General features: G+C 66.2%; 23 protein-coding genes. 16 read left to right on the top strand and 7 right to left on the bottom strand.

All coding sequences use genetic code 11. The features are described from left to right. The 5 genes from MTBLM5_RS01755 to MTBLM5_RS01775 are packed head-to-tail and all read left to right on the top strand — an operon-like array spanning nt 1 to nt 6600. Entirely contained in the window at nt 1-3090 is a 3090-nt protein-coding gene (locus MTBLM5_RS01755; protein WP_173974089.1) for an efflux RND transporter permease subunit, read from the top strand. Beyond that, complete coding sequence (locus MTBLM5_RS01760) at nt 3087-3803, top strand: cytochrome c (protein ID WP_173974090.1); 717 nt, start codon at nt 3087-3089, stop codon at nt 3801-3803. Before MTBLM5_RS01755 ends, MTBLM5_RS01760 begins: the two co-directional genes overlap by 4 nt. A 55-nt stretch (nt 3804-3858) precedes the next feature. Beyond that, complete coding sequence (locus MTBLM5_RS01765) at nt 3859-4578, top strand: ABC transporter substrate-binding protein (RefSeq protein ID WP_173974091.1); 720 nt, start codon at nt 3859-3861, stop codon at nt 4576-4578. A gap of 8 nt (nt 4579-4586) precedes the next feature. After that, the gene (locus tag MTBLM5_RS01770; protein WP_173974092.1) at nt 4587-6161 is read left to right on the top strand and encodes an ATP-binding protein; all 1575 of its coding nucleotides are present in this window, start codon (nt 4587-4589) and stop codon (nt 6159-6161) included. Next, nucleotides 6154-6600 (top strand): response regulator, encoded by a 447-nt coding sequence (locus tag MTBLM5_RS01775; RefSeq protein ID WP_173974093.1) that lies wholly within the window; start codon nt 6154-6156, stop codon nt 6598-6600. Before MTBLM5_RS01770 ends, MTBLM5_RS01775 begins: the two co-directional genes overlap by 8 nt. Before the next feature lies 1 nt (nt 6601). Here the strand turns inward: MTBLM5_RS01775 and MTBLM5_RS01780 are convergent, their stop codons facing one another. Continuing rightward, entirely contained in the window at nt 6602-7171 is a 570-nt protein-coding gene (locus MTBLM5_RS01780) for a UbiX family flavin prenyltransferase (RefSeq protein ID WP_173974094.1), read from the bottom strand. A 146-nt stretch (nt 7172-7317) separates the two neighbouring features. Between MTBLM5_RS01780 and MTBLM5_RS01785 the strand changes: the two genes are divergently transcribed. Then, on the top strand, nt 7318-7491 hold the full coding sequence (locus tag MTBLM5_RS01785) for a YdcH family protein (protein ID WP_082911000.1): 174 nt from the start codon (nt 7318-7320) through the stop codon (nt 7489-7491). Between the two features lie 235 nt (nt 7492-7726). Continuing rightward, on the top strand, nt 7727-9643 hold the full coding sequence (locus MTBLM5_RS01790; protein ID WP_173974095.1) for a propionyl-CoA synthetase: 1917 nt from the start codon (nt 7727-7729) through the stop codon (nt 9641-9643). Between the two features lie 251 nt (nt 9644-9894). Here the strand turns inward: MTBLM5_RS01790 and MTBLM5_RS01795 are convergent, their stop codons facing one another. Next, a complete protein-coding gene (locus MTBLM5_RS01795; protein WP_173974096.1) occupies nt 9895-10791 on the bottom strand; it encodes a D-hexose-6-phosphate mutarotase in 897 nt (298 codons plus the stop codon). 113 nt (nt 10792-10904) lie between these two features. Then, nucleotides 10905-12164, bottom strand: coding sequence for an HD-GYP domain-containing protein (locus MTBLM5_RS01800; protein WP_173974097.1), 1260 nt, complete (start codon nt 12162-12164; stop codon nt 10905-10907). A gap of 178 nt (nt 12165-12342) precedes the next feature. Between MTBLM5_RS01800 and MTBLM5_RS01805 the strand changes: the two genes are divergently transcribed. Next, nucleotides 12343-14040 carry a di-heme-cytochrome C peroxidase gene (locus tag MTBLM5_RS01805; protein WP_173974098.1) on the top strand — a complete coding sequence of 566 codons (1698 nt, stop codon included), beginning with the start codon at nt 12343-12345 and terminating at the stop codon, nt 14038-14040. A gap of 46 nt (nt 14041-14086) precedes the next feature. Here the strand turns inward: MTBLM5_RS01805 and MTBLM5_RS01810 are convergent, their stop codons facing one another. Further along, nucleotides 14087-14296, bottom strand: coding sequence for a DUF1127 domain-containing protein (locus MTBLM5_RS01810; protein ID WP_173974099.1), 210 nt, complete (start codon nt 14294-14296; stop codon nt 14087-14089). A gap of 75 nt (nt 14297-14371) precedes the next feature. Between MTBLM5_RS01810 and MTBLM5_RS01815 the strand changes: the two genes are divergently transcribed. Beyond that, nucleotides 14372-15766 carry a PLP-dependent aminotransferase family protein gene (locus MTBLM5_RS01815; RefSeq protein ID WP_173974100.1) on the top strand — a complete coding sequence of 465 codons (1395 nt, stop codon included), beginning with the start codon at nt 14372-14374 and terminating at the stop codon, nt 15764-15766. Nucleotides 15767-15770: 4 nt separating this feature from the next. Further along, complete coding sequence (chrA, locus tag MTBLM5_RS01820; RefSeq protein WP_173974101.1) at nt 15771-17027, top strand: chromate efflux transporter; 1257 nt, start codon at nt 15771-15773, stop codon at nt 17025-17027. On the opposite strand, the gene MTBLM5_RS01825 is transcribed toward chrA, so the two are convergent. Both MTBLM5_RS01825 and MTBLM5_RS01830 read right to left on the bottom strand, forming a co-directional pair. After that, complete coding sequence (locus tag MTBLM5_RS01825; protein ID WP_173974102.1) at nt 16998-18173, bottom strand: 3-phenylpropionate MFS transporter; 1176 nt, start codon at nt 18171-18173, stop codon at nt 16998-17000. The genes chrA and MTBLM5_RS01825 overlap by 30 nt on opposite strands. Continuing rightward, on the bottom strand, nt 18170-19012 hold the full coding sequence (locus MTBLM5_RS01830; protein ID WP_173974103.1) for a ChbG/HpnK family deacetylase: 843 nt from the start codon (nt 19010-19012) through the stop codon (nt 18170-18172). Before MTBLM5_RS01830 ends, MTBLM5_RS01825 begins: the two co-directional genes overlap by 4 nt. A gap of 95 nt (nt 19013-19107) precedes the next feature. On the opposite strand from MTBLM5_RS01830, the gene MTBLM5_RS01835 reads away from it, so the two are divergent. The 6 genes from MTBLM5_RS01835 (at nt 19108) to MTBLM5_RS01860 (ending at nt 24334) form a co-directional block, all read left to right on the top strand. Next, complete coding sequence (locus tag MTBLM5_RS01835) at nt 19108-20085, top strand: glycosyltransferase family 2 protein (RefSeq protein ID WP_173974104.1); 978 nt, start codon at nt 19108-19110, stop codon at nt 20083-20085. 3 nt (nt 20086-20088) lie between these two features. Next, a complete protein-coding gene (locus tag MTBLM5_RS01840) occupies nt 20089-20535 on the top strand; it encodes an Rrf2 family transcriptional regulator (RefSeq protein WP_173974105.1) in 447 nt (148 codons plus the stop codon). Nucleotides 20536-20615: 80 nt separating this feature from the next. After that, on the top strand, nt 20616-21656 hold the full coding sequence (locus MTBLM5_RS01845; RefSeq protein ID WP_173974106.1) for a sulfate ABC transporter substrate-binding protein: 1041 nt from the start codon (nt 20616-20618) through the stop codon (nt 21654-21656). Then, nucleotides 21656-22498 carry a sulfate ABC transporter permease subunit CysT gene (gene cysT, locus MTBLM5_RS01850; protein WP_173974107.1) on the top strand — a complete coding sequence of 281 codons (843 nt, stop codon included), beginning with the start codon at nt 21656-21658 and terminating at the stop codon, nt 22496-22498. The genes MTBLM5_RS01845 and cysT overlap by 1 nt, the downstream gene beginning before the upstream one ends. Next, nucleotides 22495-23310 (top strand): sulfate ABC transporter permease subunit CysW, encoded by an 816-nt coding sequence (gene cysW, locus MTBLM5_RS01855; protein WP_173974108.1) that lies wholly within the window; start codon nt 22495-22497, stop codon nt 23308-23310. Before cysT ends, cysW begins: the two co-directional genes overlap by 4 nt. Next, the gene (locus MTBLM5_RS01860) at nt 23264-24334 is read left to right on the top strand and encodes a sulfate/molybdate ABC transporter ATP-binding protein (RefSeq protein WP_254430865.1); all 1071 of its coding nucleotides are present in this window, start codon (nt 23264-23266) and stop codon (nt 24332-24334) included. Before cysW ends, MTBLM5_RS01860 begins: the two co-directional genes overlap by 47 nt. 41 nt (nt 24335-24375) lie before the next feature. On the opposite strand, the gene MTBLM5_RS01865 is transcribed toward MTBLM5_RS01860, so the two are convergent. Then, nucleotides 24376-26058 carry a PAS domain-containing methyl-accepting chemotaxis protein gene (locus MTBLM5_RS01865; RefSeq protein WP_173974109.1) on the bottom strand — a complete coding sequence of 561 codons (1683 nt, stop codon included), beginning with the start codon at nt 26056-26058 and terminating at the stop codon, nt 24376-24378. Nucleotides 26059-26168: the final 110 nt, after the last annotated feature.

The raw sequence follows: 26168 nt of genomic DNA on the forward strand, positions 1-26168 counted from the left end.
ATGTTCGACCATATCATCGCCTTCAGCCTGCGCCGCCGTCTGCTGGTCCTGGCCGTGGCCGCCCTCTTGCTGGTCTATGGCGCGCTGACCCTGGCCCGGTTGCCGGTGGACGTGTTCCCCGACCTCAACCGCCCGACCGTCACCATCATGACCGAGGCCGCCGGCCTGGCCCCGGAAGAGGTCGAGGCCCTGGTCACCCGCCCGGTCGAGACCGCCGTCAACGGCACACCCGGCCTGGTGCGGGTGCGCTCGACCTCGGGCGTTGGCCTTTCCATCGTGTTCGCCGAGTTCGATTGGGGAACCGACACCTTGCGCAACCGCCAACTGGTGTCGGAGCGCCTGGATACCGCGCGCGAAAGGCTGCCGGCCGGCATCAGTCCGGTGATGGGACCGATCACCTCGCTGATGGGCGAGATCATGCTGATCGGCATGCGGTCGAAGGACGGTCTCACCAGTCCGATGGAGATTCGCACGCTGGCCGATTGGGTGGTCCGTCAACGGCTGTTGTCGGTGCCGGGCATCGCCCAGGTCATCCCCATCGGCGGCGAGGTTCGGCAGGTTCAGGTGCTGGTCTCGCCATCCAGGCTGTCCGGCCTGGGCCTGACCTTCGCCGAGTTGGAAACCGCCTTGGCCGGCTTCGCCCGCAATACCACCGGCGGCTTCCTGGAACAGCGCCAATCGGAATATCTGATCCGCAATCTCGGCCAGACCACCGACATCCGCGATCTGGAAGATACCGTGGTGGCGTGGAAGGGCGGCGCGGCGGTGACCGTCGGCCAGGTCGCCGACGTCCGCATCGGCGCCGGGATCAAGCGGGGCGACGCCTCGGTTGACGCTCGTCCGGCGGTGATCCTGGCGGTGCAAAAGCAGCCGGGCGCCGACACCGTCGCCGTCACCGCCGCGGTCGAGGCGGCCTTGGCCGACATGGCCCGCACCCTGCCGGCAGACGTCGATGCCCAACGGGTGCTGTTTCGCCAGGCGGCCTTCATCGAGCGGGCCATCGCCAATGTCGAGGAAGCCCTGCGCGACGGCGCCGTGCTGGTGGCCATCGTGCTGTTCGTGTTCCTGGCCAATTTCCGCACCACCGCCATCAGCCTGACCGCCATTCCGCTGTCCATCGTGGTGACGGCGATGGTGTTCCAGGCCATGGGGCTGTCCATCAACACCATGACCCTGGGCGGGCTGGCGGTGGCCATCGGCGAACTGGTCGACGATTCGGTGGTCGATGTCGAGAACATCTTGCGCCGCCTGCGCGAGAACCGGGCGGCGGCCAACCCCCGCCCGGCCTTCGAGGTGGTGCGGGCCGCCTCGGCCGAGGTGCGCAATTCCATCGTCTACGCCACCATCATCGTGGTGCTGGCCTTCCTGCCGCTGTTCGCCCTGTCGGGCATCGAGGGCCGGCTGTTCGCGCCCTTGGGCGTGGCCTATGTGGTGTCGATCCTGGCATCGCTGGCGGTGTCGTTGACGGTGACGCCGGTCTTGTCCTTGCTGCTGCTGCCCAAGGCCGGGGTGGTGGCGCACCGCGAGACGGCACTGGTGCGTGGCCTCAAGGCCGCCAACGGCCGACTTCTGGCCTGGGCCTTCGCCCATCCGGCCCGGGTGCTGGCTCCGGCCGGTCTGGCGGTGGTGGTCGCGGCTGTCTCGGTGCCGTTTCTCGGCACCACCTTCCTGCCGCCCTTCAACGAGGGCACGGTGACGGTCAATGTGGTGCTGCCGCCGGGGACCTCGCTGTCGGAATCCAACCGCATCGGGACCATCGCCGAGACCCTGCTGGCCACGGTGCCCGAGACCCTGTCCACCGGCCGGCGCACCGGGCGGGCCGAGTTGGACGAGCATGCCGAGGGCGTCCATTATTCCGAGATCGACGTGGACTTGAAGGAAACCGGCCGCGCGCGTGAGGCGATCCTGGGCGACATGCGGGCCAAGCTGGCGCAGATTCCGGGGATTTCGGTCAATATCGGCCAGCCGATCTCGCATCGTCTGGACCACCTGCTGTCGGGCGTGCGGGCGGAAATCGCCGTCAAGATCTTCGGCGACGATCTCGACACGCTTCGCCAGGTGGCGGCCCAGGCGCGCGAGCGCATGGCCCAGGTGCCGGGCGTGGTCGATCTGCAGGTGGAAAAGCAGGTGCTGATCGGCCAGGTCCAGATCCGGCTGGACCGGGCCGAGGCCCGCAAATACGGGCTGACCGCCGATCATCTGACCGCGACCCTGGAAGCCGCCCTGGGCGGGCGGGTGGTGTCGCAGATCAGGGACGGCCAGAAGACCGTCGATGTGGTCCTGCGCCTGGCCGAGGATTGGCGATCGGAAAGCGCCGAGTTCGGCCAGATCCTGGTGGACACGCCGGCCGGCAAGGTTCCCTTGGGCCTGCTGGCCGACGTGGTCGAGACGCAAGGGCCCAACCTGATCAATCGCGACGATTTGCGACGGCGCATCGTGGTGCTGGGCAATTCCCAGGGCCGCGACATCGGCTCGGTGGTGGCCGATCTGAACGCGACCTTGGATCAGATGACCCTGCCGGCCGGCTTCGAGATCCGCCTGGAAGGCCAGTTCAAAAGCCAGCAGGACGCCAGCCGCCGCATCGCCCTCTTGGCCCTGGTGTCGCTGGCCGGCATCTTCGCCGTGCTGGCCAGCCATTTCCGCTCGGGCGTGCTGGCCCTGGTGATCATGGCCAATGTGCCCATGGCCCTGGTCGGCGCCGTCGCCGCCCTGTGGCTGACCGGCTTGCCGCTGTCGGTGGCGTCGCTGGTCGGCTTCGTCACCCTGATCGGCATCGCGGCGCGCAACGGCATCATGAAGGTGTCGCACTACCGCCACCTGATGGCCCACGAAGGCGAAGGCTTCGGGGCGGCGATGATCGTGCGCGGCTCGGCCGAACGGCTGACGCCGGTCCTGATGACCGCCCTGGTGGCGGCCTTCGCCCTGTTGCCGCTGGCCATCGCCGGCGGCCAGCCCGGAAAGGAGATCTTGCACCCGGTGGCGGTGGTGATCTTCGGCGGGCTGATGTCGTCGACCTTGCTCGACACCCTGGTTACCCCCGTCATCTATCTGCTGGTCGGCCACCGTGCCGTGAAGGAGTTGCAATCATGAAGAAGGTTGTTCTGATGTTGCTTGCAGGTCTTGCCGCCCCCCCGGCCTGGGCGCAATCGCATGGGGCGATGCTGCCGTTCTATGGCGGCCAGATCGGGCTGTCGGGCGATTTGCATGTGGAATTCGTGGTCCGCGACGGCCTGATCCGGGCGTGGGTGCGCGACCATGCCGACAAGCCGGTCGCGGCTGTCGGCAAGGCCACCGTGCTGGTGGGGGCGGCCAGGCACGAAGTGTCGTTCACCGAAGACGGCGCCGGCCTGAAGGCGGAACTGCCGGTCAAGGCCGCCGACAAGGTGACGGCGGTCTTAAGCTTGACCGCGCAAGGCCGCCCGCTATCGGCGCGCTTCGCCCAGGCCGAGCTGGTCCAGCCCAGCCTGACCGGCGCCGCCCTGGCCGGCAAGGCGGTGTTCGAGCGGGTGTGCGCCACCTGCCACGGGACCGCACTGCGCGGCAGCGATCAGGGGCCGCCCTTGATCCATGCCTGGTACGCCCCCGGTGGCGGTCACGACGATTCCCAGGTCCTGAAGGTCCTGCGCGAGGGCACCAAGGGCCATATGTGGAAACTGGGCGACATGCCCAAGCCCGAGGGATTGAAGGCGGGCGAGGACAAGCCGGCCCTGGCCTATGTCCGCGCCATGCAGGCCGCCAACGGGATCGATCAGAGCGCACCTTTGCCGGGCATGGGCGGCCATTCCGGCCATTCCGGCCATTGAGTCGCGTTATGATCCGACATATCCTTACGCTTAATCCGGGATTGGGATAGCGCGCATGGCGTGGAAAAGGTGGATTTTCGGCGTGTTGGCGATGGCGGCCGTGCCGGCGTCGGCGGCGGAAATCCGCTTCGTCTCCATTGACGCGGCGCCGTGGGCGTTCTACGAAGCCCCTGACCGCCCGGCCGGCGCCTTTCCCGAGATCATCGCCGAACTGGAAAAGCGTAGCGGGCACACGCTGCCGTTCACCCTGCAGACCTTCGCCCGTATCGAGCGCGATCTGGAACTGGGGGTGCAGGATTGCACCATCATCTTGTGGATGGACAGCCGGGGCCGCCTGGTGGAACTGGGCGAGACCGTCTATCCCATGCCGTTCGGGATCATCGCCCGCAAGGGCGTGACCTTGGCCAAGTATGACGACCTGTTGCCGCTGACGGTGTCGATGGTCCGGGGCGTGGCCTTCGACAAGCGGTTCGAGGCCGACGAGCGCATCAAGCGCGACATCGACAAGGATTACGGTCAGTCCCTGCAGAAGCTGGCCCATGGCCGGGTCGACGCGGTGTCGGGGGCCGTTCCCACCATCTTGCATCAGGTCCAAAAGGCCGGATTGGATGACCAGATCGGCGACATCCTGGAACTGTCGCGCATTCCGCTGGCCCTGCAATGTTCGAAGAGTTCGGCGCAATTGCCCCACATGGCCGAATTGGGGGCCGTCATCCGGGCGATGAAGGATGACGGGACCTTGCGCAAGATCCTTGCCCGCAACGGATATCGGTGATGGCGGCCATGGACGGGACCCCCCGCGAGACCAAGGCTCCCGAGCTCGACCATCTTCCGCTGGCCGGCCCCGAGCCGCGCCCGATCCGCCGCCGCGGTCTGGCGATGCGCTTGCTGGGCCTGGTCCTGGTGTTCAGCCTGACGCTGGCGCTGGTCTCGACCAGCGCCCTGGTCTATCGCGATTACCAGCGCGAATTGCGCACCATTGAAGATCGCTTGCAGGAGATCGAATCCAGCCGTCTCAATTCCCTGGCCGGCAGCCTGTGGCATATGGACACCGCGCAGATCAGGCTGGAACTGGAAGGCATCCTGAAGCTGCCCGACATGCAGGCCCTGGAAGTGCGCGAAGTGTTCAACGCCAATTCCAAGCCGGTGGTCATCGCTGTCGGGACCCGGGCCGGCCGGGACGAATTGGCCAGGGTCTATCCGATCATCTATGGCGATCGCGGGCAGCCGCGCGTGGTCGGCCACCTCTATGTCGAGGCGACGCTGGAGGGCGTCTATGGCCGGCTCAAGGAAACCGCGATGGTCACCTTGGTCAGCCAGGTCGGCTCGATCCTCCTGATGTCGCTGTTCATCTTGTACGTGGTGTGGCGCCTGGTCACCCGGCATCTGGTCACCATCGCCACCTATCTGCGCCATTACGATGTTCACGCGCCGGCTCCGACCTTGCGCCTGATCCGCCGCGCCCCGCGCGAGCCCGACGAGTTGGACGACATGGTGGCCGCCTTCAACAGCCTGTGCGTCGGTCTGGAAGCCGCCTATCAGGATCTGACCCGCACCAATCTCGCCCTCGAGCGCGATATCGAGGATCGCAAGGCGGCCGAGGCCCAGGTGGTTCGCCTGAACCGCGAGCTGGAAACCCGGGTGCGGCAGCGGACCGCCGAGCTGGAAGGCGCCAACATGGAGCTCTCGACCTTCAGCTATTCGGTGTCGCACGATCTGCGCGCGCCGTTGCGTCGCATCGAGGGGTTCGTCAGCATCCTGTTCGAGGAATACGGGGTGGTTCTGGACGCGCGCGGCAAGCATTGCCTGGAACGCATCCGCAGCGGCACCCGCGACATGGCCGGGATGATCGATTCTTTCCTGAAATTGTCGCGCGCCACCACCGGCGAATTGCAGGTCGAGCCCATCGACCTGTCGTCGGTCGCGGGCGAAATCGTCGCCGAACTGGCCGAGCACCATCCCGATCATCCGGTGTCGGTCGACATCCAGCCCGGGCTGGAGGTCAAGGGCGACCGCCGCCTGATGTCGGCCGCCATCGCCAACCTTTTTGAAAATTCCTGGAAATTCACCCGGGGGCGGCCCGATCCGAAAGTCACCTTCGGGACTTGCGAAAAAGACGGCCGTCAGGTCTTCTTCGTCACCGACAACGGGTCCGGTTTCGACATGGCTTTCGTTGATCGGCTGTTCGCCCCCTTCAACCGTCTGCCCAACGCCGAGGGGATGGAGGGGGTCGGCATCGGACTGGCGACGGTTCATCGCGTGATCGTGCGCCATGGCGGCAAGGTGTGGGCCGAGGGGAGCCCGGGACAAGGCGCCACCTTCTATTTTACGTGCTGGGAAGGAATGAGGAATGACTAAGCCGTTGCGGTCGCGGACCATCGTTCTGGTCGAGGACAATGACGACGATATCGAATTGACCCAGCACGCCTTGTCCAAGGCCAATCTCTACAGCGACCTGGTTGTCGCCCGCAGCGGCGAAGAGGCGGTCAGGCTGATGCACGGCCCCGCCGGGGTCGCCAGCGGTTCGATGGCGCTGCCGGCCCTGATGCTGCTGGACCTCAAGCTGCCGGGTATCGGCGGCCTGGACGTCTTGAAGAAGATGCGCGAGACCGACGCCACCAGGCGGATGCCGGTGGTGATCCTGACCACGTCCGACGACGAGACCGACGTGATGGAAGGTTATGACCTCGGGGCCAATTCCTACATCCACAAGCCGATGGATTCCGCCGATTTCAATCGCGTCGTCGACAAGCTGGGCCTTTACTGGCTGACCATCAACATCCCGGCGGCGTCCTGATCTATTCGCCCCAGCGCCGCAGCCGGCCGGAATCCAGGCCGAACAGGTCCAGGACCCGGCCGATTGTGTGATCGACCATGTCGTCCAGGCTGGCCGGTGCGGCATAGAAGGCCGGCACCGGCGGCGCGATGATCGCCCCCATCTCCGACAGCGCCAGCATGGTGCGCAGGTGGCCGGAATGCAGCGGCGTTTCGCGCACCATCAGCACCAGCCGGCGGCGCTCTTTCAGGGCGACGTCGGCCGCCCGGGTCAGCAGCGACGAGGTGACCCCGGTGGCGATCTCGCTCATGGTGCGGACGGAACAGGGCGCGATCACCATCCCCAACGTGCGAAACGAACCCGACGCCGGCGCGGCGCCGATATCCTCGGGGCGGTGGCAATGATCGGCCAGGGCGCGCACCTGGGCCAGCTTCAGATCGCTTTCGTGGGCCAAGGTGACCTCGGCGGCCTTGCTCAGGACCAGATGGGTCTCGATTTTCAGCGCCCGCAGCGTCTCGAGCATGCGAATGCCATAGATCACCCCCGAGGCGCCGCTGATGCCGACCACCAGCCGGTTGGGTGTCTGATCCATGACATTCTCTCCGTTTGCGCCATTCCCATGCGGAATGTGGGTTGATTCTAAAGCAATAGTCGGGCACATAACGCGATTTTTTCGCTGACAGCGGCTTTTCGCCGTCCTATGCTATCCACCTCACCCATATCCCAGGGAGGATAGTAATGAGCCTTCAGGACCGGATCGAGTCTTTGAAAGCCAAGCACGCTGCGCTTGACTCCGCCATCATCCAGGAAGCCCAGCGTCCTCTTCCCAATAATGTGGCGATTGCCGACATGAAACGCCAGAAACTCCGGATCAAGGAGGAGCTGACGCGGTGCAGTTCGACGACGCATTAGTTTGAATTCGTGGCGGAAATGCGCGGCCGTCGGGGGTGCCCCGGCGGCCGCTGCCGTTTCTGGCGGTAACAAAGTTGCGCAATGTTGCGCCGCGGCACGATAGCGGGCGGCGAAACTGTGGAAAACCACAATTCCGGCTTTGCATTAATTGCGTCCTCTGTGCGATGTTAGCCCCCTCGAAAGGAGGGGGGTTTACCCCCCAAGGGAAGTCGCAAAGCAGAGGATTCGTCAGAGAATGACCAACGCATATCAGCAGGCTTACGAACGTTCGCTCAAGGACCCCGAGGGTTTCTGGGCCGAGGCGGCCAAGGATGTCCATTGGATCAAGCCGTGGACCAAGGTCCTGGATGATTCGCGCAAGCCCTTTTATCGTTGGTTCACCGGCGGCGAGGTCAACACCTGCTATAACGCCGTCGACCGTCATGTCGAGGCCGGCCGTGGCGCCCAGGCCGCTCTGATCTATGACAGCCCGGTCACCAACACCTGCAAGACCATCACCTATGCCGAGTTGAAGGACCAGGTGTCGCGCTTCGCCGGCGTGCTGCGCGACCTGGGCGTCGGCAAGGGCGACCGCGTCATCGTCTACATGCCGATGGTGCCGGAAGCGGTGGTCGCCATGCTGGCTTGCGCCCGTCTGGGCGCGGTGCACTCGGTGGTGTTCGGCGGCTTCGCCTCGAACGAACTGGCGACCCGCATCAACGATGCCCTGCCCAAGGTGATGGTGTCGGCCTCGTGCGGCATCGAAACCAACCGCGTCATTCCCTACAAGCCGCTGCTGGACCATGCCATCGAGCTGGCCGACCACAAGCCGGCCCATTGCGTCATCTTGCAGCGTCCGCAGGTGGCCGCCGACATGATCGCCGGCCGCGACGTCGATTGGACCGAAGCCGCCGCCAAGGCCCAGCCGGCCGAGTGCGTGGCCGTCGCCGCCACCGATCCGCTGTACATCCTTTACACCTCGGGCACCACCGGCCAGCCCAAGGGCGTGGTCCGCGACAATGGCGGCCACATGGTGGCGCTGAAGTGGACCATGAAGGCCGTCTACAACATCGAGCCGGGCCAGGTGTTCTGGGCCGCCTCGGACGTGGGTTGGGTGGTCGGCCATTCCTACATCTGCTACGCGCCCTTGCTGCACGGCGCCACCTCGATCGTCTATGAGGGCAAGCCGGTCGGCACTCCCGACGCCGGCGCCTTCTGGCGCGTCATCAGCCAGCACAAGGTGACCGCCCTGTTCACCGCGCCGACCGCCTTCCGCGCCATCAAGCGCGAGGACCCCAACGGCGAATTGCTGAAGAAGTACGATCTGGGTTGCCTGAAGGCCCTGTTCCTGGCCGGCGAGCGCTCGGACCCCGACACCATCAAGTGGGCGCAGTCGAACCTGAAGGTTCCGGTGGTCGACCATTGGTGGCAGACCGAAACCGGCTGGGCCATCGCCGCCAACTGCCTGGGCCTGCATGAATTCCCGGTCAAGCCCGGTTCGCCGACCAAGGCGGCGCCCGGTTGGGACCTGCAGGTGCTGGACGAAGGCCATCACCAGTGCAAGCCCGGCCAGACCGGCTCGCTGGTGGTCAAGCTGCCGCTGCCGCCCGGCACCTTCTACACCCTGTGGAACGCCGAGCAGCGCTTCTTCGACAGCTATCTGGCCGAGTTCCCCGGCTATTACAAGACCGCCGACGCCGGCATGATCGACGAGGACGGCTATGCCTATGTGATGAGCCGCACCGACGACATCATCAATGTCGCCGGCCACCGCCTGTCGACCGGCCAGATGGAGGAAGTGCTGGCCAGCCACCCAGACGTCGCCGAATGCGCCGTCATCGGCGTGGCCGACCAACTGAAGGGCCAGTTGCCGCTGGGCTTCATCTGCCTGAAGGCCGGCGTCACCAAGCCGGACGATCAGATCCTCAAGGAAGTGGTGGCCCTGGTGCGCGAGACCATCGGCCCGGTCGCCGCCTTCAAGAGCTGCACCGTGGTCAAGCGTCTGCCCAAGACCCGTTCGGGCAAGATTCTGCGCGGCACCATGCAGAAGATCGCCGACAACCAGGATTACAAGATGCCGGCGACCATCGACGACCCGGCCATCCTGGACGAGATCGACGAGAGCCTGCAGGGCATCGGCTATTCCAAGGCCCGCAAGGACGCGGGGGAATAAGTCGTTCGTGCAAAAGTCCTTCGCTTCGCTCAGTGTACTTTTGCACGTTGATTCAAAAGGAGAAAAATAGGCTAGGGGCGGCCCTGCGCCTATTTTTCCCGTTTGACCCCCGCCATGAGGCGAGCCGTGCTCGCCTCATGGCGGGAAAACGGAGCAATCCCGCGCGGAAAGCTTGCTTGAGCACGGGGTTTCCAAACAGAATCGGGGAAAAGTACACCGAGGCGAAGCCGAGGGACTTTTCCACGCGGAACTCAGCCCAGGCGGATGCGGGCTTCCAGGCGGTGGACCGCCCCGGGCGGCACGGCGACCAGGTCGGGGCCGGCATTGGTGGTCTCGACGCAGATCATGTGGCGGTAATCCTCGTCGGCCAGGTCGGCCATGGCCTTGGCGGTGTCCTGCCACGGGTTCCACACCACCGCGCTGGCCGACCCCTTGCTTTCCACCAGGATGCGGCGGTCCTGGCCGTCATCCTCGATCGACAGGGCGGCCGGCACGCCGGTATAGATGCGGTCGGTTTCGCTGGAAATGACCACCGGGCCGGACTGGCTCTTGACGGCGCCGCCCTCCATCTTGTCGATATAGGCGCAGCCATCCAGGCCGCGGATCCGGGTGCGCTCGATGTCGCCGACCCGGAAATAGGTGTGCAGGGCCTGCGACAGGGTGAAGGTGGTCTGGCCGGAATTGCGGGTGACCAGCGCCACCTCAAGACCGTCGCCGACAACGATTTCCTGGGCCAGCACGAAGGAATGCGGCCAGATCGCCCGGGTCTCGGCGTCGCAGGCCAGGCCCAGAACCACCATCACGCGGCCGTCGGCCAGCTTGCGGGTTTCCATCACATCCCACGGCCGGGTGCGGGCGAAACCGTGGCCGGGGCGGCCCAGCCCGTCGGGATCGGGGCCGAACCACGGCCAGCACACCGGCATGCCGCCCTTGATGGCCTTGCCCTTGGCGTAATAGGCCTGCTCGCTCAGGAACAGCAGGTCGGTCTTGCCGTCGGGCACGAACGACAGCACCTGGCCGGCATACAGGCTGATGGTGGCGCGGCCGCCATCGGCGGTCACGTCGATCATGATCAGGTCGCCGGGACCGGCGCGGAAGGACAGGCTGCCGTCGATGGCGAAGCGTCGGGTCAGGTCGGCGATGGTCATCGGGGCATCCTGGGCTGGTCGAAGGTGTCGTTGATCCTAACCCAGCCCTTGGCCCGACACACCGCCCCGGCGGGGCGGGGGCGGCGGGCGGGCCAAGCCGCCCCGATTGGGGATCACATCTCGAAGTGGCGGCGCACGCGTTCTTCCAGCAGGCGCCGTGCCTCGGCCTCGTCGCAATCGGCCAATTGGTCGAAGATCGCGGCGGCGATCACGCGGAACTCGGCCATGACCGTGTGGTCGAAATGGCTGCCGGTGTCACGCTCCAAGATCGCCATCACCTCGTCGAACTTCATCGGCGCCTTGTAGGGCCGCTTCGAGCACAGCGCGTCGAACACGTCGGCGACGGCGAAGATGCGCGCCGCCAACGGAATCTCCTCGCCCTTGATCCGACGGGGGTAGCCGCTGCCGTCCCACTTCTCGTGGTGCGCCGCCACCACCGCGTGGGCGCCGTCCAGCCAGCCCATGCCGGTGACGATCTCCTCGCCCAGGGCGACGTGGGTGCGCATGATGGTCATTTCGCCGTCATCCAGCCGCCCGGGCTTGAGCAGGATGGCGTCGGGGATGCCGATCTTGCCGACATCGTGCAGGAAACTGCCGGCGATCAGGGCCTGCATGGCCGACCCGGTCATGCCCAGGCGCTCGGCGATGCGGGCCGCGATCCACGCGACCCGGTAATTGTGGGCGCCGGTGTCGGAATCGCGCTTGGCGATGGCGCGGCCCAGGGCCTCCATCATCGAGATGTGGGAATCCAGCACCTCGCGGGCCTTGCGCTCGTTGTCGGATGACAGGTGCACCACCACCGGATAAAGCGCCGCCCCGCACAGAAGCGAGGCCAGGCTGACCATCAACGCCACCGCCAGCGAGCTGTCCAGGATCTGTTGGCGCTGCCATTCCGGCACGACGCGCACGCCCTCGAAATAGCCCAGGATCGGCCCGGTGGTGTCGGCGCTGTCGGTGCGCAGCGGCACGAACACCCTAAGCACCCAGCGGTCGGCAACCCGAATGTTTTCATAGGATGCAGAGCTGTAGTTCGGCCTGCCGTGGCTGGGCAGGGCGGATTCCACCGTTTCGCCCTCGGCGGTGATGGCCTCGGCCAGCTTCGTGCCGCTCTTGTCATAGATCTCGGCGATGTCGAACAGACCGCCCGAGATGGTCTTGGCGGCCTGCATGGCCCGCTCGATTCCTTCCTCGCCGGACAGGCCGATGGCGTCGTGGAAGTGCATCAGTTGGTCGGATTCCTCGATCGCCAGCTTGACGATGCTTTCCTCGGCGCCTTCCCGTTCGACAAACCAGGCGATCGGGCTGGCCACCGAGGCCAGCACGATGCTCACGGCCGCAATGCGGATCGCTGTGCGCTTCTGAAACGGATTCATGCCAACGGGTCCTTTGGGGCGGATGGGGCGTGCGGCGCGATCATACACCAGGCGGTGAGGTCGTCCATGAACCGGGAATGAACGTTCAGTTCATTACCAAAAGTAGTTAAACTGTAGTTGTCTTGCGATGTAAGAATGGTATCGTCGTTCCGTGCAATCGTCATAAGGGGGGGTGTTCATGCTGAGATATCTTTCAGTGATCGCGATCGGCGGCCTGATGATGGGGTGTGCCCCCGAACCGGCCGTTCAGGAATCCAAGCCCGTGGGTCAGCGGGACGAGGCGCCGGCCTGGGCCGCCAAGACCAACGCGACCGAATACAACGTCATGAAGGTCAACCAGGGCTGGAACAACGACGAGGCCGATTGGTACTACAATCTCAGCCAGGGTTCCCGCATCGCCCACTACGATCTGGTGGTCAATCTGGAACAGCCGAAATCCTTCGATCGGTTTCTGGCTGGCGGCCTGGTCCGCTACGGCTATCTGCCGGCGGTTTCGGCCAAATGGAATTCCGACAATTTGCCGATCGGTTTCGCCAAGGACCAGCCCGACCAGTTCAAGCCGGCCTGGTTCGGCATGACCTGCGCGGCTTGCCACACCAACCGCATCCGGTACCAGGGGCGCGAGATTCAGATCGACGGCGCCCCGGCCCTGGCCGATCTGGGGGGCTTCCTGCGCGATCTGCAAGCGGCGCTGGCAGAAACCGTCTCGGATTCCGGCAAGTTCGACCGGATGTCGTTCCGCATGCTGGGGGCTGCGCCCTCCAACCGCGCCAAGCAGGCATTGAAGGCGCGGCTGAAGGAAAACGCCGACCGTGTCGCCGTCATCTTGAAGAACTCGAGCAGCGAGAGCTGGGGACATGGCCGCACCGATGCGTTCGGCATGATCTTCAACCGTGTCACCGGTGTCGATCTGCGCTATGACGCCAACGAGAAGGCGGCCGATGCCCCGGTGTCGTATCCGCATCTGTGGGATACCGGCCGCTTCAACTGGGTGCAGTGGAATGCCGCCGTGCCCAACCGCACCAGCTTCGAGAAGCTGGGCCGCAATGCCGGCGAGGTGCTGGGCGTGTTCGGCGACGCCGCGCTGAAGAAGCCCAGCCTGCTGCATGATTACTATGACAGCACGGTGCGGGTGCGCAATCTGGGCGCCATGGAAGTGCTGGTCGAAAAGTTGACGTCGCCGCGCTGGCGCGATGCCATCGGTCCGATCGACGCCAAGCTGGCCGGCCGGGGCGGCAATATTTACGCCGAGAAGTGTATGTCGTGCCACGCCCTGCTGACCGACCCCAGTGCCCCGATCGAGGTGGTGACCATCCCGATGGATCAGGTCGGCACCGACCCGACCATGAACCAGAACGCTACCCGCATGGTCCAGACCCGTCAGTTGGCCGGCACCAAGATGCTGGGCGGTGCCAAGCTGCAGCCGACCGACCTGGGCATCAATCTTCTGGCCAACGCGGTCACCGGTTCGATCCTGGGCAAGATCGCCCGGCCCGAGACCGATCCGCTGTCGCCCTTGCCGACCGGCTGGAGCGCGCCGAAGGCCCTGGCCAAGCCGCCGGCCGGTCCGTCCTTTGCCGTCGCCACCGTCTATAAGGCCCGTCCGCTCAACGGCATCTGGGCGACCGCGCCCTATCTGCACAACGGCTCGGTGCCCAATCTGTACGAACTGCTGAAGCCGCCGGCCGAGCGGATCAAGACCTTCAAGGTTGGCGGCACCGTCTTCGACGCCAAGAATGTCGGCTTCCGGACCAACATCGGCCGAACTGAGTTCGACACCACCAAGCCGGCCAATTCCAATGCCGGGCACACCTATGGAACCGACTTGACCGACGAGCAGCGTTGGCAGCTGATCGAGTACATCAAGACGCTTTAACCGTCTTCCTCCCTCGACTTAGGCCGTCACCGTCACCGGTGGCGGCCTATTCTTTCCAGAACGGCTTGGCGGCTTCTTCTTCCACCTGGGCGCGGTTCAGGCCCAGATCGGTCATCATGCGATAGTCCAGGCGCGACAACGCGCGGCGCTGGGCCGAACGCTCGATCCAGGTCAGCAGCATGTCCAACCGCAGTCGAAAGCCTTCGCTCGACCGGGTGAGGCGGAAAAATGAACCCATCCAATTCTGGGCAGTCATGGCATTGCCCTCCATTGACACCGTAATTGATTTGCACATTGACGGTGTATCCGAGTCAATGGCAGTATTGACACCATGTCAAATTGGCTTCCCGACCTGGCCGCCCATGGCGGACCGAAATACCGCGCCATCGCCGACGCCATCGAGGCCGACATCGCCTCGGGCGGGTTGGCCCCGGGCTTTCGCATGCCGACCCACCGCGATCTGGCCTGGCGCCTGAAGGTCACCGTCGGCACGGTGGCGCGGGCCTATGTCGAGGCCGAGCGTCGCGGCCTGCTGTCAGGCGAGGTCGGGCGCGGTACCTTCGTCACCGACCCGGCCCGCCAGGCCGACGCAGCCCTGCCGGAATATTTGGCGGTGGCGTGGCGGCCCCAGCCCGACACCGTCAACCTGGCCGTCAACCGGCCGGGCGGCGACCAGGGCGCCTGGGCGGTCGGCCCGGTGCTGGAACGGATTGGCCGCCGTCCCGATCTGCCGCAATTGCTGTCCTACAACCTGGACCCGGTCGGCATGCGCCACCGCCAGGCCGGCGCCTTGTGGCTAAAACGCGAGAAGGTCGAGGTGGTGCCGGAATTGGTGTCGGTCACCGCCGGCAGCCAGCAGGCCATCGTCGCCGCCCTGGCCACCCTGACCCGGGCCGGCGACATGGTCGCCGCCGAGGAATTGACCTATCCCGGTTTCAAGTCGGCCGCCGCCCTGCTGGGTCGGCCGGTGGTGCCGGTGGCGATGGATGAACACGGACTGATCCCCGACGAGGTCGACAAGGCCTTCGCCAAGGGGGCGCGTCTGCTTTATACCACCGCGACGGTGCAGAACCCGACCACCGCCACCCTGAGCGCCGAACGCCGCCGGGCCATCGCGCAATTGGCCCGCGCCCATGATGCGTTCGTGCTGGAAGACGGGGTGCACCGATTCCTTGATCCCGACGGCCCCGACGCGCTGCAGGTGTTCGCGCCCGAGCGGGTGATTTATCTGACCACCTTGTCGAAAAGCGTGTCGCCGGGCCTGCGCGCCGCTTTCGCCGCCGTTCCCGCCGTCTGGAAGGGCCGCTTCGACGCCGCCATCGGTGCCCTTAGCCTGGCGTTGCCGGTGCCCTTGATCGAAGCCGCCTGCATCCTGATCGACGAGGGCCAGGCGATCGTCGCCGCCGACCGCCAGCGGGCCGAGGCGATGGTTCGGCTGGATCTGGCCGCCCAAATCCTGGGTGACGAATTGCGCCCCACCGGGGCCGCCTTCAATCTGTGGCTGCCGCTGGCCCTGCCATGGACCAGCCTTTCCTTCGTCGCCGAGGCGGCCCGGCACGGCGTCAACCTGGCGCCCACCGAATCCTTCGCCATCGGCCGGCCGCACCAGGACGGCGTGCGGGTATCGGTGACGGCGCCGCCTGATCATGCCACCCTGGAACGGGGCCTTCGCATCCTGGCCGGCCTGTTGGCCGCCGGTCCCGGCCATACCATGCCGACGGTGTAACACCATGCAGCCCGGTTTCGCCGAGACGGTTCGCACCTTCGCCAAGATCGGGCTGCTGTCGTTCGGCGGGCCGGCCGGGCAGATCGCCACCATGCACCGCATCCTGGTGGACGAGAAGAAGTGGCTGGACGAGGAACGCTTCCTGCACGCCCTGAATTTCTGCATGCTGCTGCCCGGCCCCGAGGCCCAACAACTGGCCACCTATGCCGGCTGGCTGCTGCACCGGGTCAAGGGCGGGCTGGCCGCCGGCATCTTGTTCGTCGCCCCCGGTTTCGTGGTGATGATGGCGCTGGCCGCCTTCTATGTCGGCTTTCGCGACCTGACCCTGGTCCAGGGATTGTTCGCCGGACTGAAGCCGGCAGTGCTGGCGGTGGTGGTCGAAGCCTGCCTGCGCATCGGCAAACGCGGCCTGAAGCGGCCCAGTCACCGGGTGGTGGCGGTGCTGTCCTTCCTCGCCATCTTCCTGTTCGGCCTGCCCTTTCCGCTGATCGTCGCGGCGGCCGGGCTTTACGGCTTCGCCAGCACCAAGGCCGAGGGCCAGCTAGCGGTGGTGGACAGCCCGCCGGTCGGGCGGTCGCTGCCGACGATTCTTCTGTGGTCGATCCTGTGGCTGGCCCCGGTCGGGCTGGCGTTGGCCTGGGGTCAAGGGGCCTTCGGGGCGGTCGGCCTGTTCTTCGCCAAGATGGCGGTGGTGACCTTCGGCGGCGCCTATTCGGTTCTGGCTTACGTCGCCCAGCAGGCGGTCGAGGTGCATGGCTGGCTGACGCCCCCTGAGATGCTGGACGGCTTGGGGCTGGCGGAAACCACCCCCGGTCCGCTGATCCTGGTCAACCAGTTCGCAGGCTTCCTGGCCGGCTTTCGCGATCCCGGCCCGTTGAACCCATGGGCCGGCGGAGTGCTGGCGGCCTGCCTGACGGTGTGGGTGACCTTCGTGCCGTCTTTTTTGTGGATCTTCGCCGGCGCCCCCCATGTCGAGCGCATGCGCGGCAATGCCCGGCTGGCGGCGGCCTTGTCGGCCATCACCGCCGCCGTCTTCGGTGTGATCTTGAACCTGTCGCTGTGGTTCGCCCTGCATGTGGCCTTTGCCAAGGTCGGCGATTGGGGGGTGGGGCCGATCAATCTGCCGCTTCCCGATCCGGCCTCGGCCCAGCCGGTCGCCATCGTCCTGGGGGCGGCGGCGATGGTGGCTTTGGTTCGCTTGAAGTGGGGAATGGTGCCGGTGTTGGCAGGCTCAGCCGCGATCGGCGCCCTGCTTTATTAGCCCGCCGTCCCAGCGCCTGGCCAATAGCCAGGCCGCCAGCCCCGAGGCCATGCTGATGGCTGCCATGGTCAGGAAGGCGCCGCCGCCAAAGGCTTCGTACAGCCGGCCCGAGGCCAGGCTCATCAATCCCGGCGCCGCTCCGGCGGCGATGCCGGCGAAAATGCCTTGGGCGCGGGCCGACAGGCCGGCGGGCACTGCGCGGTTCAGGAAATGCATCGCGCCCAGATGGCCGCAGCCGAAGGTGGCGGCGTGCAGCAATTGGGCAAGGGCCAAGGCGGGCAGGGCGGTGGTGGTGCCCAGCACCAACCAGCGCACGATGCCGGCCAAGGCGGCGATCAGCAGCAGCCGGGCCGGCCCCAGCCGCGCCACCACCCGGCCCGAGAAGGCGAACAGGGCGATTTCGGCCACCACCCCTTCCGACCACAGATAGCCGATGACGTCGCCCTCGATGCCGGCAGACTTCCAATGGATGGTGGCGAAGCCGTAATAGACGGTGTGCGCCGCCTGGTTCAGGCTGGCGGCGGCCAGAAACAACAGGAACGGCGCCGAGCCCAACAGGGGCGCCAGCCGGGCCGGCTCGCGACCGGGGCCGACGGGAATCCGCTGGTCGGGCAGGGTGGCGCAACTGATGGCGGTCAGCGCCAGGGCGGCCGAGACCAGCCACACCAACAGGCTGGTCGGCTGGCCGGTCAGGATCTGGCCGGTGGCGATGGCGGCCAGGATGAACGAGGCCGATCCCCACAGCCGCACCCGCCCGTAATCCAGCTTGTGATGGGTGGCCACCGCCAGCACCAGGCTTTCGCCCACCGGCATGATCGCCGACCAGCAGCCGGTGGCGACCACCGACAGGGTCAGGATGGTCCAGAATCCGTCGGTCAGGGCGAAGGCCAGCCAGCCGATGGCGGCGGCGGTGGCCAGTACCACCATGGGCCGGCGGCGATCGCCGCGCTTATCGACCACATGGCCGATCAGCGGATTGACCACCACCTTGGTCACATAGATGACGGCGATGATCAGGCCGATCTCGACCGGGGTCAGGCCCCGGTCCTTCAGCCATAACGGCCAGAACGGCAATTGGGTGCCGACCCCGATGAACAGGGCGGTGTAATAGAACGACAGGCGCAGGCCGGCCTGGGTTCGGGTCATGGGAACAGGCGCGACAGCGTCAGTCCGCGCTGGGCCATCGACAGCACGCATTCGTCGGACGCCAGGAAGCGGTATTCCTCTTCCCGCTGGGTGGTCAGACTGTCGGCGGCCTTCAGGGCGTCATCGACGAAGCCGGGATGGACCATCATCAAGGTGCGCAGGCGCGGCCGGTCGGTGAAGCGGCGGAACAATTGGGCGAACGGCACCCTCCCCGAGAAGTCGTAGACCCCCCGGAACGAACCGTTATGCGGCACCCCTTCCACCTGCAGGCAGCGGCGGAAATGGCGGCCCAACTCGGAAATGATCAGGGCGCGCACCGGGTTGACGGCGCGGGCGATGATGGCGGCGCGCGGCTCGACGCAGGATCGGATCCAGCCCTTGCGGCCCATGCGATGGCGCCATAATTCCAGCGTCGCGGCGCCGATTCCCGGCAATTGCTGGACATGATGGTGGCCGTCCAGGAAATCGGGGGGGCGGCCGAAGCCAGCCTCGAAGGCATCGTACTGGCGATGGAACTCGGCCTTGATCTCGGCCTGGTCCAGGCGGCCGGTCAGCGCCAGCTTCAACAGCGTGCCCAGGGGCGGCAGCTTGCCGTCGGGGGCCAGCCTGGGCATCGGTCCCAGCGGAGCCTGGTCGGTCAGCGTCAGGTGGATGCCGATATCGGCCCGGCCGTCCAGGTCCTTCAGCGCCCGGGCCTCGTCGGGCCAGAAGCGGCTTTGCGTCATGCAGCCGGTGGCCTGCAGGCGCCCCTGTTCGATCAATTGGCGGATCGCCAGCGACACGCCGGGGGCCAGGCCGTAATCGTCGGCGCACAGGGTGATGGCGTTGGGTGCGGTCATCCGAATTTCTTTCCAGGTGCCGGACGTTGACCGGCGGGCCGCTATTGTTCACACTTCCGCTCGACTTTCCAAGCGTCGCCACAAGGGATCTTCCCATGTCCGAAAACAATCCTGATTCCGGCCGGCCGATCCTGTCGCTGGTGGTGCCGATGTTCAATGAATCGGACAATGTCGACCATCTGTTCGCCCGGCTGATTCCGGTCCTGGACGGGTTCGGGGTGACGTGGGAAGTGGTCTGCGTCGATGACGGCAGCCGCGACGACACCGTTGCCAAGGTGGTGGCCCATCACCACCAGGAACCGCGCATCAAGCTGGTCGAATTGTCGCGCAATTTCGGCAAGGAAAAGGCGCTGTCGGCCGGTCTGCATCACACCTCGGGCCAGGCGGTGGCGATGATCGACGCCGACCTGCAGCACCCGCCGGAACTGGTGGGGCGGATGCTGGAATTGTGGCGCGAGGGCTATGAGATGGTCATCGCCGTTCGCTCGGGCCGCGAGAAGGAAAGCGCGGTCAAACGCTTTTCGGCCAATCTGTTCTACGACCTGTTCGCCAAGGTGTCGGAGGTCAGCCTGCCGCAAGGCGCCGGCGATTTCCGCCTGCTGGATCGCAAGGTGGTCGATGTGTTGAACTCGATGCCGGAACACACCCGCTTCATGAAGGGGCTGTATGCCTGGGTCGGTTTCCGCCAGATCTCGATCCCCTATGACGTCGCCGAACGGGTGGCGGGCCAGACCAAGTTCAACCTGTTCCGGCTTTACCGGCTGGCCATCGACGGCATCACCGCCTTTACCTCGGTGCCGTTGAAGGTGTGGACCTTCATCGGCATGCTGGTGGCCGCCTTCGCGATGCTCTACGGCCTGTTGTTCATCGTCAAGACCCTGATCCTGGGCATCGACGTGCCGGGCTATCCGTCCTTGATCGTCGCGGTGATGTTCCTGTCCGGCGTGCAGCTGATCAGCCTGGGGGTGATCGGCGAATATCTGGGTCGGGTGTTCTCCGAGGTCAAGCACCGCCCCCTTTATGTCGTGCGCAACGCCTATGGCTGCAAGCGCAATATTCCAGTGGATGAATAGACTATGCTGTCCAGCAAGGCCAAATACGGGTTGAAGGCGATGGTTCATCTGGCCCGCAAGGCCGGGGACGGCTCGGTGCTGATCGCCGACATCGCCGAGGCCGAGCGCATCCCCAAGAAGTTCCTGGACGCCATCTTGCTGGAGATGAAGAAGGTCGGCCTGTTGTCCTCGAAGAAGGGCAAGGGCGGCGGCTATGTGCTGGCGCGGCCGGCGGAAAAAATCCTGGTCGGCGACATCGTCCGCCTGCTGGATGGGCCGCTGGCGCCGGTTCCCTGCGTGTCCCGCACCGCCTATCGTCGCTGCGACGATTGCGTCGACGAGACCAATTGCGCCATCCGCGCGGTGATGGGCGAGGTCAGGGACGCCATCGCCGCCATCCTGGACAAGACCAGCCTGGCAGACATGGCCTTTGCCATGAAGCCCGAACCGATCCTGATGTACGACATCTGAATTCGCCCGGGTGAAAGGGCGTTGACACCTCGCAATCTATAAATCTATAAATCAATAGATTTTTAGAGAAGGAGGTCGCGATGTTGCGTTTCATCGACGAGGATTGGGGTCGGCTGGGCCTGGGTCTGCTGGCGGCGTTGATCATCGCCGTGGGGGGTGCGCTGCTGATCCCGGGCGCCCGCGCCGCCGAGCCCCGGGCGCTTCTGAACGTGTCCTACGATCCCACCCGCGAGCTTTACCAGGACATCAATCAGGCGTTCGCCGCCCAATGGCGGGTCTCGACCGGCGAGAGCTTGAAGATCAACCAGTCGCATGGCGGCTCGGGCAAGCAGGCCCGCTCGATCATCGACGGGCTGGAATCCGATGTCGCCACCCTGGCGCTCGCCTACGACATCGATGCCGTCGCCGACCGCGGCCTGATCGACACCGCCTGGCAGAAGCGGCTGGCCCATAACAGCGCGCCCTACACCTCGACCATCGTCTTCCTGGTCAGGAAGGGCAATCCCAAGGCGATCCGCGACTGGGGCGACCTGATCAGGCCCGGCGTGCAGGTGATCACCCCCAATCCCAAGACCTCGGGCGGGGCGCGGTGGAACTATCTGGCCGCCTGGGGCTGGGCGCTGGACAAGTGGGGCAACGACCCCGCCAAGGCCGAGGACTTCGTCAAAGCCTTGTTTCGCAATGTTCCGGTGATGGATACCGGGGCCAGGGGTGCGACCACCACCTTCGCCCAGCGCGGTATCGGCGACGTCTTGCTGGCCTGGGAGAACGAGGCGATTCTGGCCCTGACCGAGTTGGGCGGCGGTTTCGAGATCGTCGTGCCCACCCTGTCGATCCTGGCCGAGCCGCCGGTGGCGGTGGTCGACAAGGTGGTCGATCGCAAGGGCACCCGCGCCGTGGCCGAGGCCTATGTCGCCTTCCTGTACACGCCCGAGGCCCAGAAGATCATCGCCCGCCACCATTACCGGCCGCGCGACCCCGACGTGGTGCGCCAGACCGCCAAGGATTTCCCGCCGGTCAAGCTGTTCACCATCGATGACGTGTTCGGCGGCTGGCGTGCCGCCCAGGCCGCGCACTTCGCCGATGGCGGCGTGTTCGACCGCATCGTGGCGAGGAAGTGATGGGCGCGCAGGCGTTGCGCCGCCGCGTGCTGCCGGGCTTCGACCTGACCCTGGGCCTGACGCTGGCCTGGGTGTCGCTGGTGGTGCTGATCCCCCTGGCGGCGCTGTTCGCCAAGGCCTGGGCCTTGAGCCTGGGCCAATGGCTGGCGATCCTGGGCGATGCGCGGGTTCTGGCGGCGCTTCGGCTGTCGTTCGGCGGCGCCCTGGCGGCGGCCCTGGTGGCCGGGGCGGCCGGCCTGCTGGTCGCCTGGGTGCTGGTCCGTTATCGCTTTCCCGGCCATCGCCTGGCCGATGCCGCCATCGACCTGCCCTTCGCCCTGCCCACCGCCGTCGCCGGCATCGCGCTCGCCACCTTGTACGCCCCGACCGGCTGGATCGGCCGCTGGCTGGAGCCGGTGGGCATCAAGATCGCCTATGCTCCGGCCGGGGTGGTGCTGGCGATGGTGTTCATCGGCCTGCCCTTCGTGGTCCGCACCGTCGAACCGGTGCTGGCCGACCTGGACCGCGACGTCGAGGAAGCCGCCGCCACCCTGGGGGCCACCCCCCTGACCATCTTTGTTCGGGTGATCCTGCCGGCGGTGGTGCCGGCCTGGGCCACCGGCTTCGCCCTGGCCTTCGCCCGCGCCGTCGGCGAATACGGCTCGGTGGTGTTCCTGGCCGGCAATCTGCCGGGCCTGTCGGAAATCGCCCCGCTGCTGATCATCACCAAGCTGGAACAGTACGATTATCCCGGCGCCACCGCCATTGCCGCCCTGATGCTGCTGCTGTCCTTCGTCATGCTGCTGGCCATGAACGGTCTGCAGGGCTGGGGGCGGGCCCGCCGGGGCGAGGGACGGTCATGATCGCCCGCAAGCTGTTGATCGGGCTGGCGGTGGTCGTGCTGGCGCTGCTGCTGGGCCTGCCGCTGGCGGTGGTGATCGTCGAGGCGCTGGGACGGGGCGTGGCGCCGTTCCTGGCTCGCCTGGCCGATCCCGACAGCCTGGCCGCCCTGCGGCTGACCTTGCTGGTGGCCGCCATCGCGGTGCCGCTGAATCTGGGGTTCGGCCTGGCCGCCAGTTGGGCCATCGCCAAGTTCGACTTTCGCGGCAAGAGCCTGCTGCTGAGCGTGGTCGATCTGCCGTTCTCGGTGTCGCCGGTGATTTCCGGGCTGGTGTGGGTGCTGTTGTTCGGCGCCCAGGGCTGGCTGGGGCCATGGCTGGCCGACCACGGCATCCGGCTGATCTTCGCGGTGCCGGGCCTGGTGTTGGCCACCTTGTTCGTCACCTTTCCCTTCGTTGCCCGCGAGTTGATCCCCTTGATGCAGGAACAAGGCCGAGATGCCGAGGAAGCGGCGGCAACCCTGGGGGCGGGCGGCCTGCACACCTTCCTGAAGGTTACCTTGCCCGATGTCCGTTGGGGCCTGCTGTACGGCGTGCTGCTGTGCAACGCCCGGGCGATGGGCGAATTCGGCGCCGTCTCGGTGGTGTCGGGGCACATTCGCGGTCTGACCAACACCCTGCCTTTGCACGTGGAGATTCTCTACAATGAATATGATTTCGTCGGCGCCTTCGCCGTCGCCTCGCTTCTGGCCGCACTGGCTTTGGTCACGTTGGCGGCGAAATCCGCCCTTGAATGGGCGCACCAGGACGGACTGGCCCGGCTCCACCGCCACTGAGGCGATCCGCATCGACAGCGTCAGCCGCCGATTCGGCGCCTTCCAGGCCCTGGATCAGGTGTCGCTGTCGGTGGCGCCCGGCGAGTTGGTGGCCCTGCTGGGGCCATCGGGATCGGGCAAGACCACGTTGCTGCGGCTGCTGGCCGGGCTGGATTTCCCCGATGCCGGCGCCATCGCCCTGCACGGTGCCGACGCAACCCATCTGCCCACCGGCAAGCGCGGCATCGGCTTCGTCTTCCAGAACTACGCCCTGTTTCGCCACATGAGCGTGGCCGACAACATCGCCTTCGGCCTGAAGGTGCGGCCGCGCGGCCTGCGACCGCCGGCCGCCGAGATCGCTGCCCGGGTCGAGCGCCTGCTGCATCTGGTCAAGCTGGACGGCCTGGGCGGGCGCTATCCGGCGCAATTGTCGGGCGGCCAGCGCCAGCGGGTGGCCCTGGCCCGCGCCCTGGCCATCGAGCCCAGGCTGCTGCTGCTGGACGAGCCGTTCGGCGCCCTGGACGCCCAGGTCCGCAAGGGCCTGCGCCGGTGGGTGCGCGACCTGCACCACCAGCTTGGCCTGACCGGCGTGCTGGTCACCCACGACCAGGAAGAGGCGCTCGAGATCGCCGATCGGGTGGTGGTGATGAAGGATGGCCGGATCGAACAGGTGGGCACACCACGCCAGCTTTACGACCATCCGGCCTCGCCGTTCGTGTGGCGGTTCCTGGGCCAATGCAACGCGCTGCCTTGCGTGGTCGAGAACGGCCTGGCCCGGATCGGCGATCTGGCCCTGGCGGCCAGCCCGGGCGACGGACCCGGGACCTTGTTCTTCCGGCCGCACGACGTGATCCTTGGCCGGGAAGGTGGGGTTTTGGCCCGGATCAGTCATGTGACGGTGACCGGCGCTGTGGTCAGGGTCGAACTCGATCTGGCCGGGCACAAGATCGAGGCTGAACTGACCCGCGAAACGGCCGATCGAGGGATCGAGGTGGGCCAGACGGTCGGGGTCACCTTGCGAAAGCTCGCCTTCTTCGGGCAATGAAGACGGCCCGCGCCACCATGGGCGCGGGCCGATTCCCTGGGTCAGGCGGCGCGGATTTCCGACAGGAAGGCGGTGACCTCGCCGGCCAACTGGCGCGACACGGTCTTCAAGCCGTCGGCCGAGCCATAGACCTGATCGGCCATCACCTTGGTTTCCTGGGCGGCGTTGGCCACCACCGCGACATTGTCGGCCGCCGCCGAGGTGCCGGCCGCCGCCTGGGCGACCGAGCGGGCGATTTCGCTGGTGGCGGCCCCTTGTTCCTCGACCGCCGCGGCGATGGCGCTCGACAGTTCGTTGATGGTCTCGATGGTGCTGGTGATGCCCTGGATGGCATCGACCGCCTGGCGGGTTTCGCCCTGGATGGCGGCGATCTGCTGGCCGATTTCCTGGGTCGCCTTGGCGGTCTGGTTGGCCAGGCTTTTCACTTCGCCGGCGACAACCGCGAAGCCCTTGCCCGCCTCGCCCGCTCGCGCCGCTTCAATCGTGGCGTTCAGGGCCAGCAGGTTGGTCTGGCTGGCGATGGTGTTGATCAGCCCGATCACCTCGCCGATCCGGCTGGCGGCGTCGGACAGGCTTAAGACCATGCGGTTGGTGTGTTCGGCCTGCTCGACCGCCTCCCGCGAGATGGTGGCGGCATGGGCCACCTGGCGCGAAATCTCATCGACCGAGGACGACAATTCCTGGGTGGCGGCCGACACCGCCTGGACGTTGGCGGTGACCTGGCCGGTCATCGAGGTGACGCTGCCGGCCTGGACCATGGTCTGGTCGGCGTTGCCCGACAGGGTCTGCGAATTGCCCAGCAGGCTTTCCGACGAATCCTGGATCTGCTGGACGATGCCGTTGACGCGGCCTTCCAGCGACGTGGCGACCCGCTCCAGCGCCTGGCGGCGGTGGATTTCCGACTGGCGGTCCATCTCGACCTTCTCGAGTTGCGAATAGCCCAGTTTGGCCTTGGTCGCTCGCAACAGCGCGGTCAGGCGCTGGTACTCGCTGACCGGCTCGTCGGTGATGTCGTGGGCGAAATCGCCGCGTGCCAGGGCGTCGAAATGGCCTTCCATGCGGTTCAGGGGCGCATTGATGCGGCCGATCAGGGCTCGGCCCAGGCCAACGGCCGCCACCAGGGCGGCGATGATGACGCCGATGCCGGCGGTGTCCATGTTCAGATTGATCAGCTCGGCGGCGGCGATGGTCAGAATGACCGGTACGCTCATCGCCAGCACCATGAGTCCGGTGACACTGTTCCTGGCGTGGGCGATGGCGCCGGCCAGGCCGGTGCGGATCACGCGGCCCTCCTTGATCACCATGCCGTTTGCCCGGCCCTCGCGAAGGTCGGTGTACAGCCTTTCGGCCGCCGCCACCTGCTCGCGACTGGGCTTCGAGCGGATCGACACGAAGCCGGTGATCTGGCCGTTCTCGGTGACCGGCGTGACGTTGGCCCGCACCCAGTAATGGTCGCCATTCCTGGTGCGGTTCTTGACGAAGCCTTCCCACGGCTTGCCGGCCTTGATGGTCTGCCACAGATCGGCAAAGGCTTCCTTCGGCATGTGGGGATGGCGCACCAGATTGTGCGGGCTGCCCAGCAGTTCCTCCTCGGTGAAGCCGCTGATGTCGATGAAGGCCTTGTTGACGAAGATGATGCGGCCGCCGGCATCGGTGCGCGATACCAGCATTTCGCCGTCGTTCATCATGACTTCGCGGTTGGTGATCGGTCCGTTGTCGCGCATGGGAAACCTCGCCGTCTTAAGAATGAGAAGCATACTTAGGTCTAGTACGTGGTCGAGTCGTCGGGGAAATCAACCACAAAATTTTTGTTTTTCGTAATTCCAGCTAAGGT

The organism is Magnetospirillum sp. LM-5 (assembly GCF_902729445.1).
GTDB lineage: Bacteria > Pseudomonadota > Alphaproteobacteria > Rhodospirillales > Magnetospirillaceae > Magnetospirillum.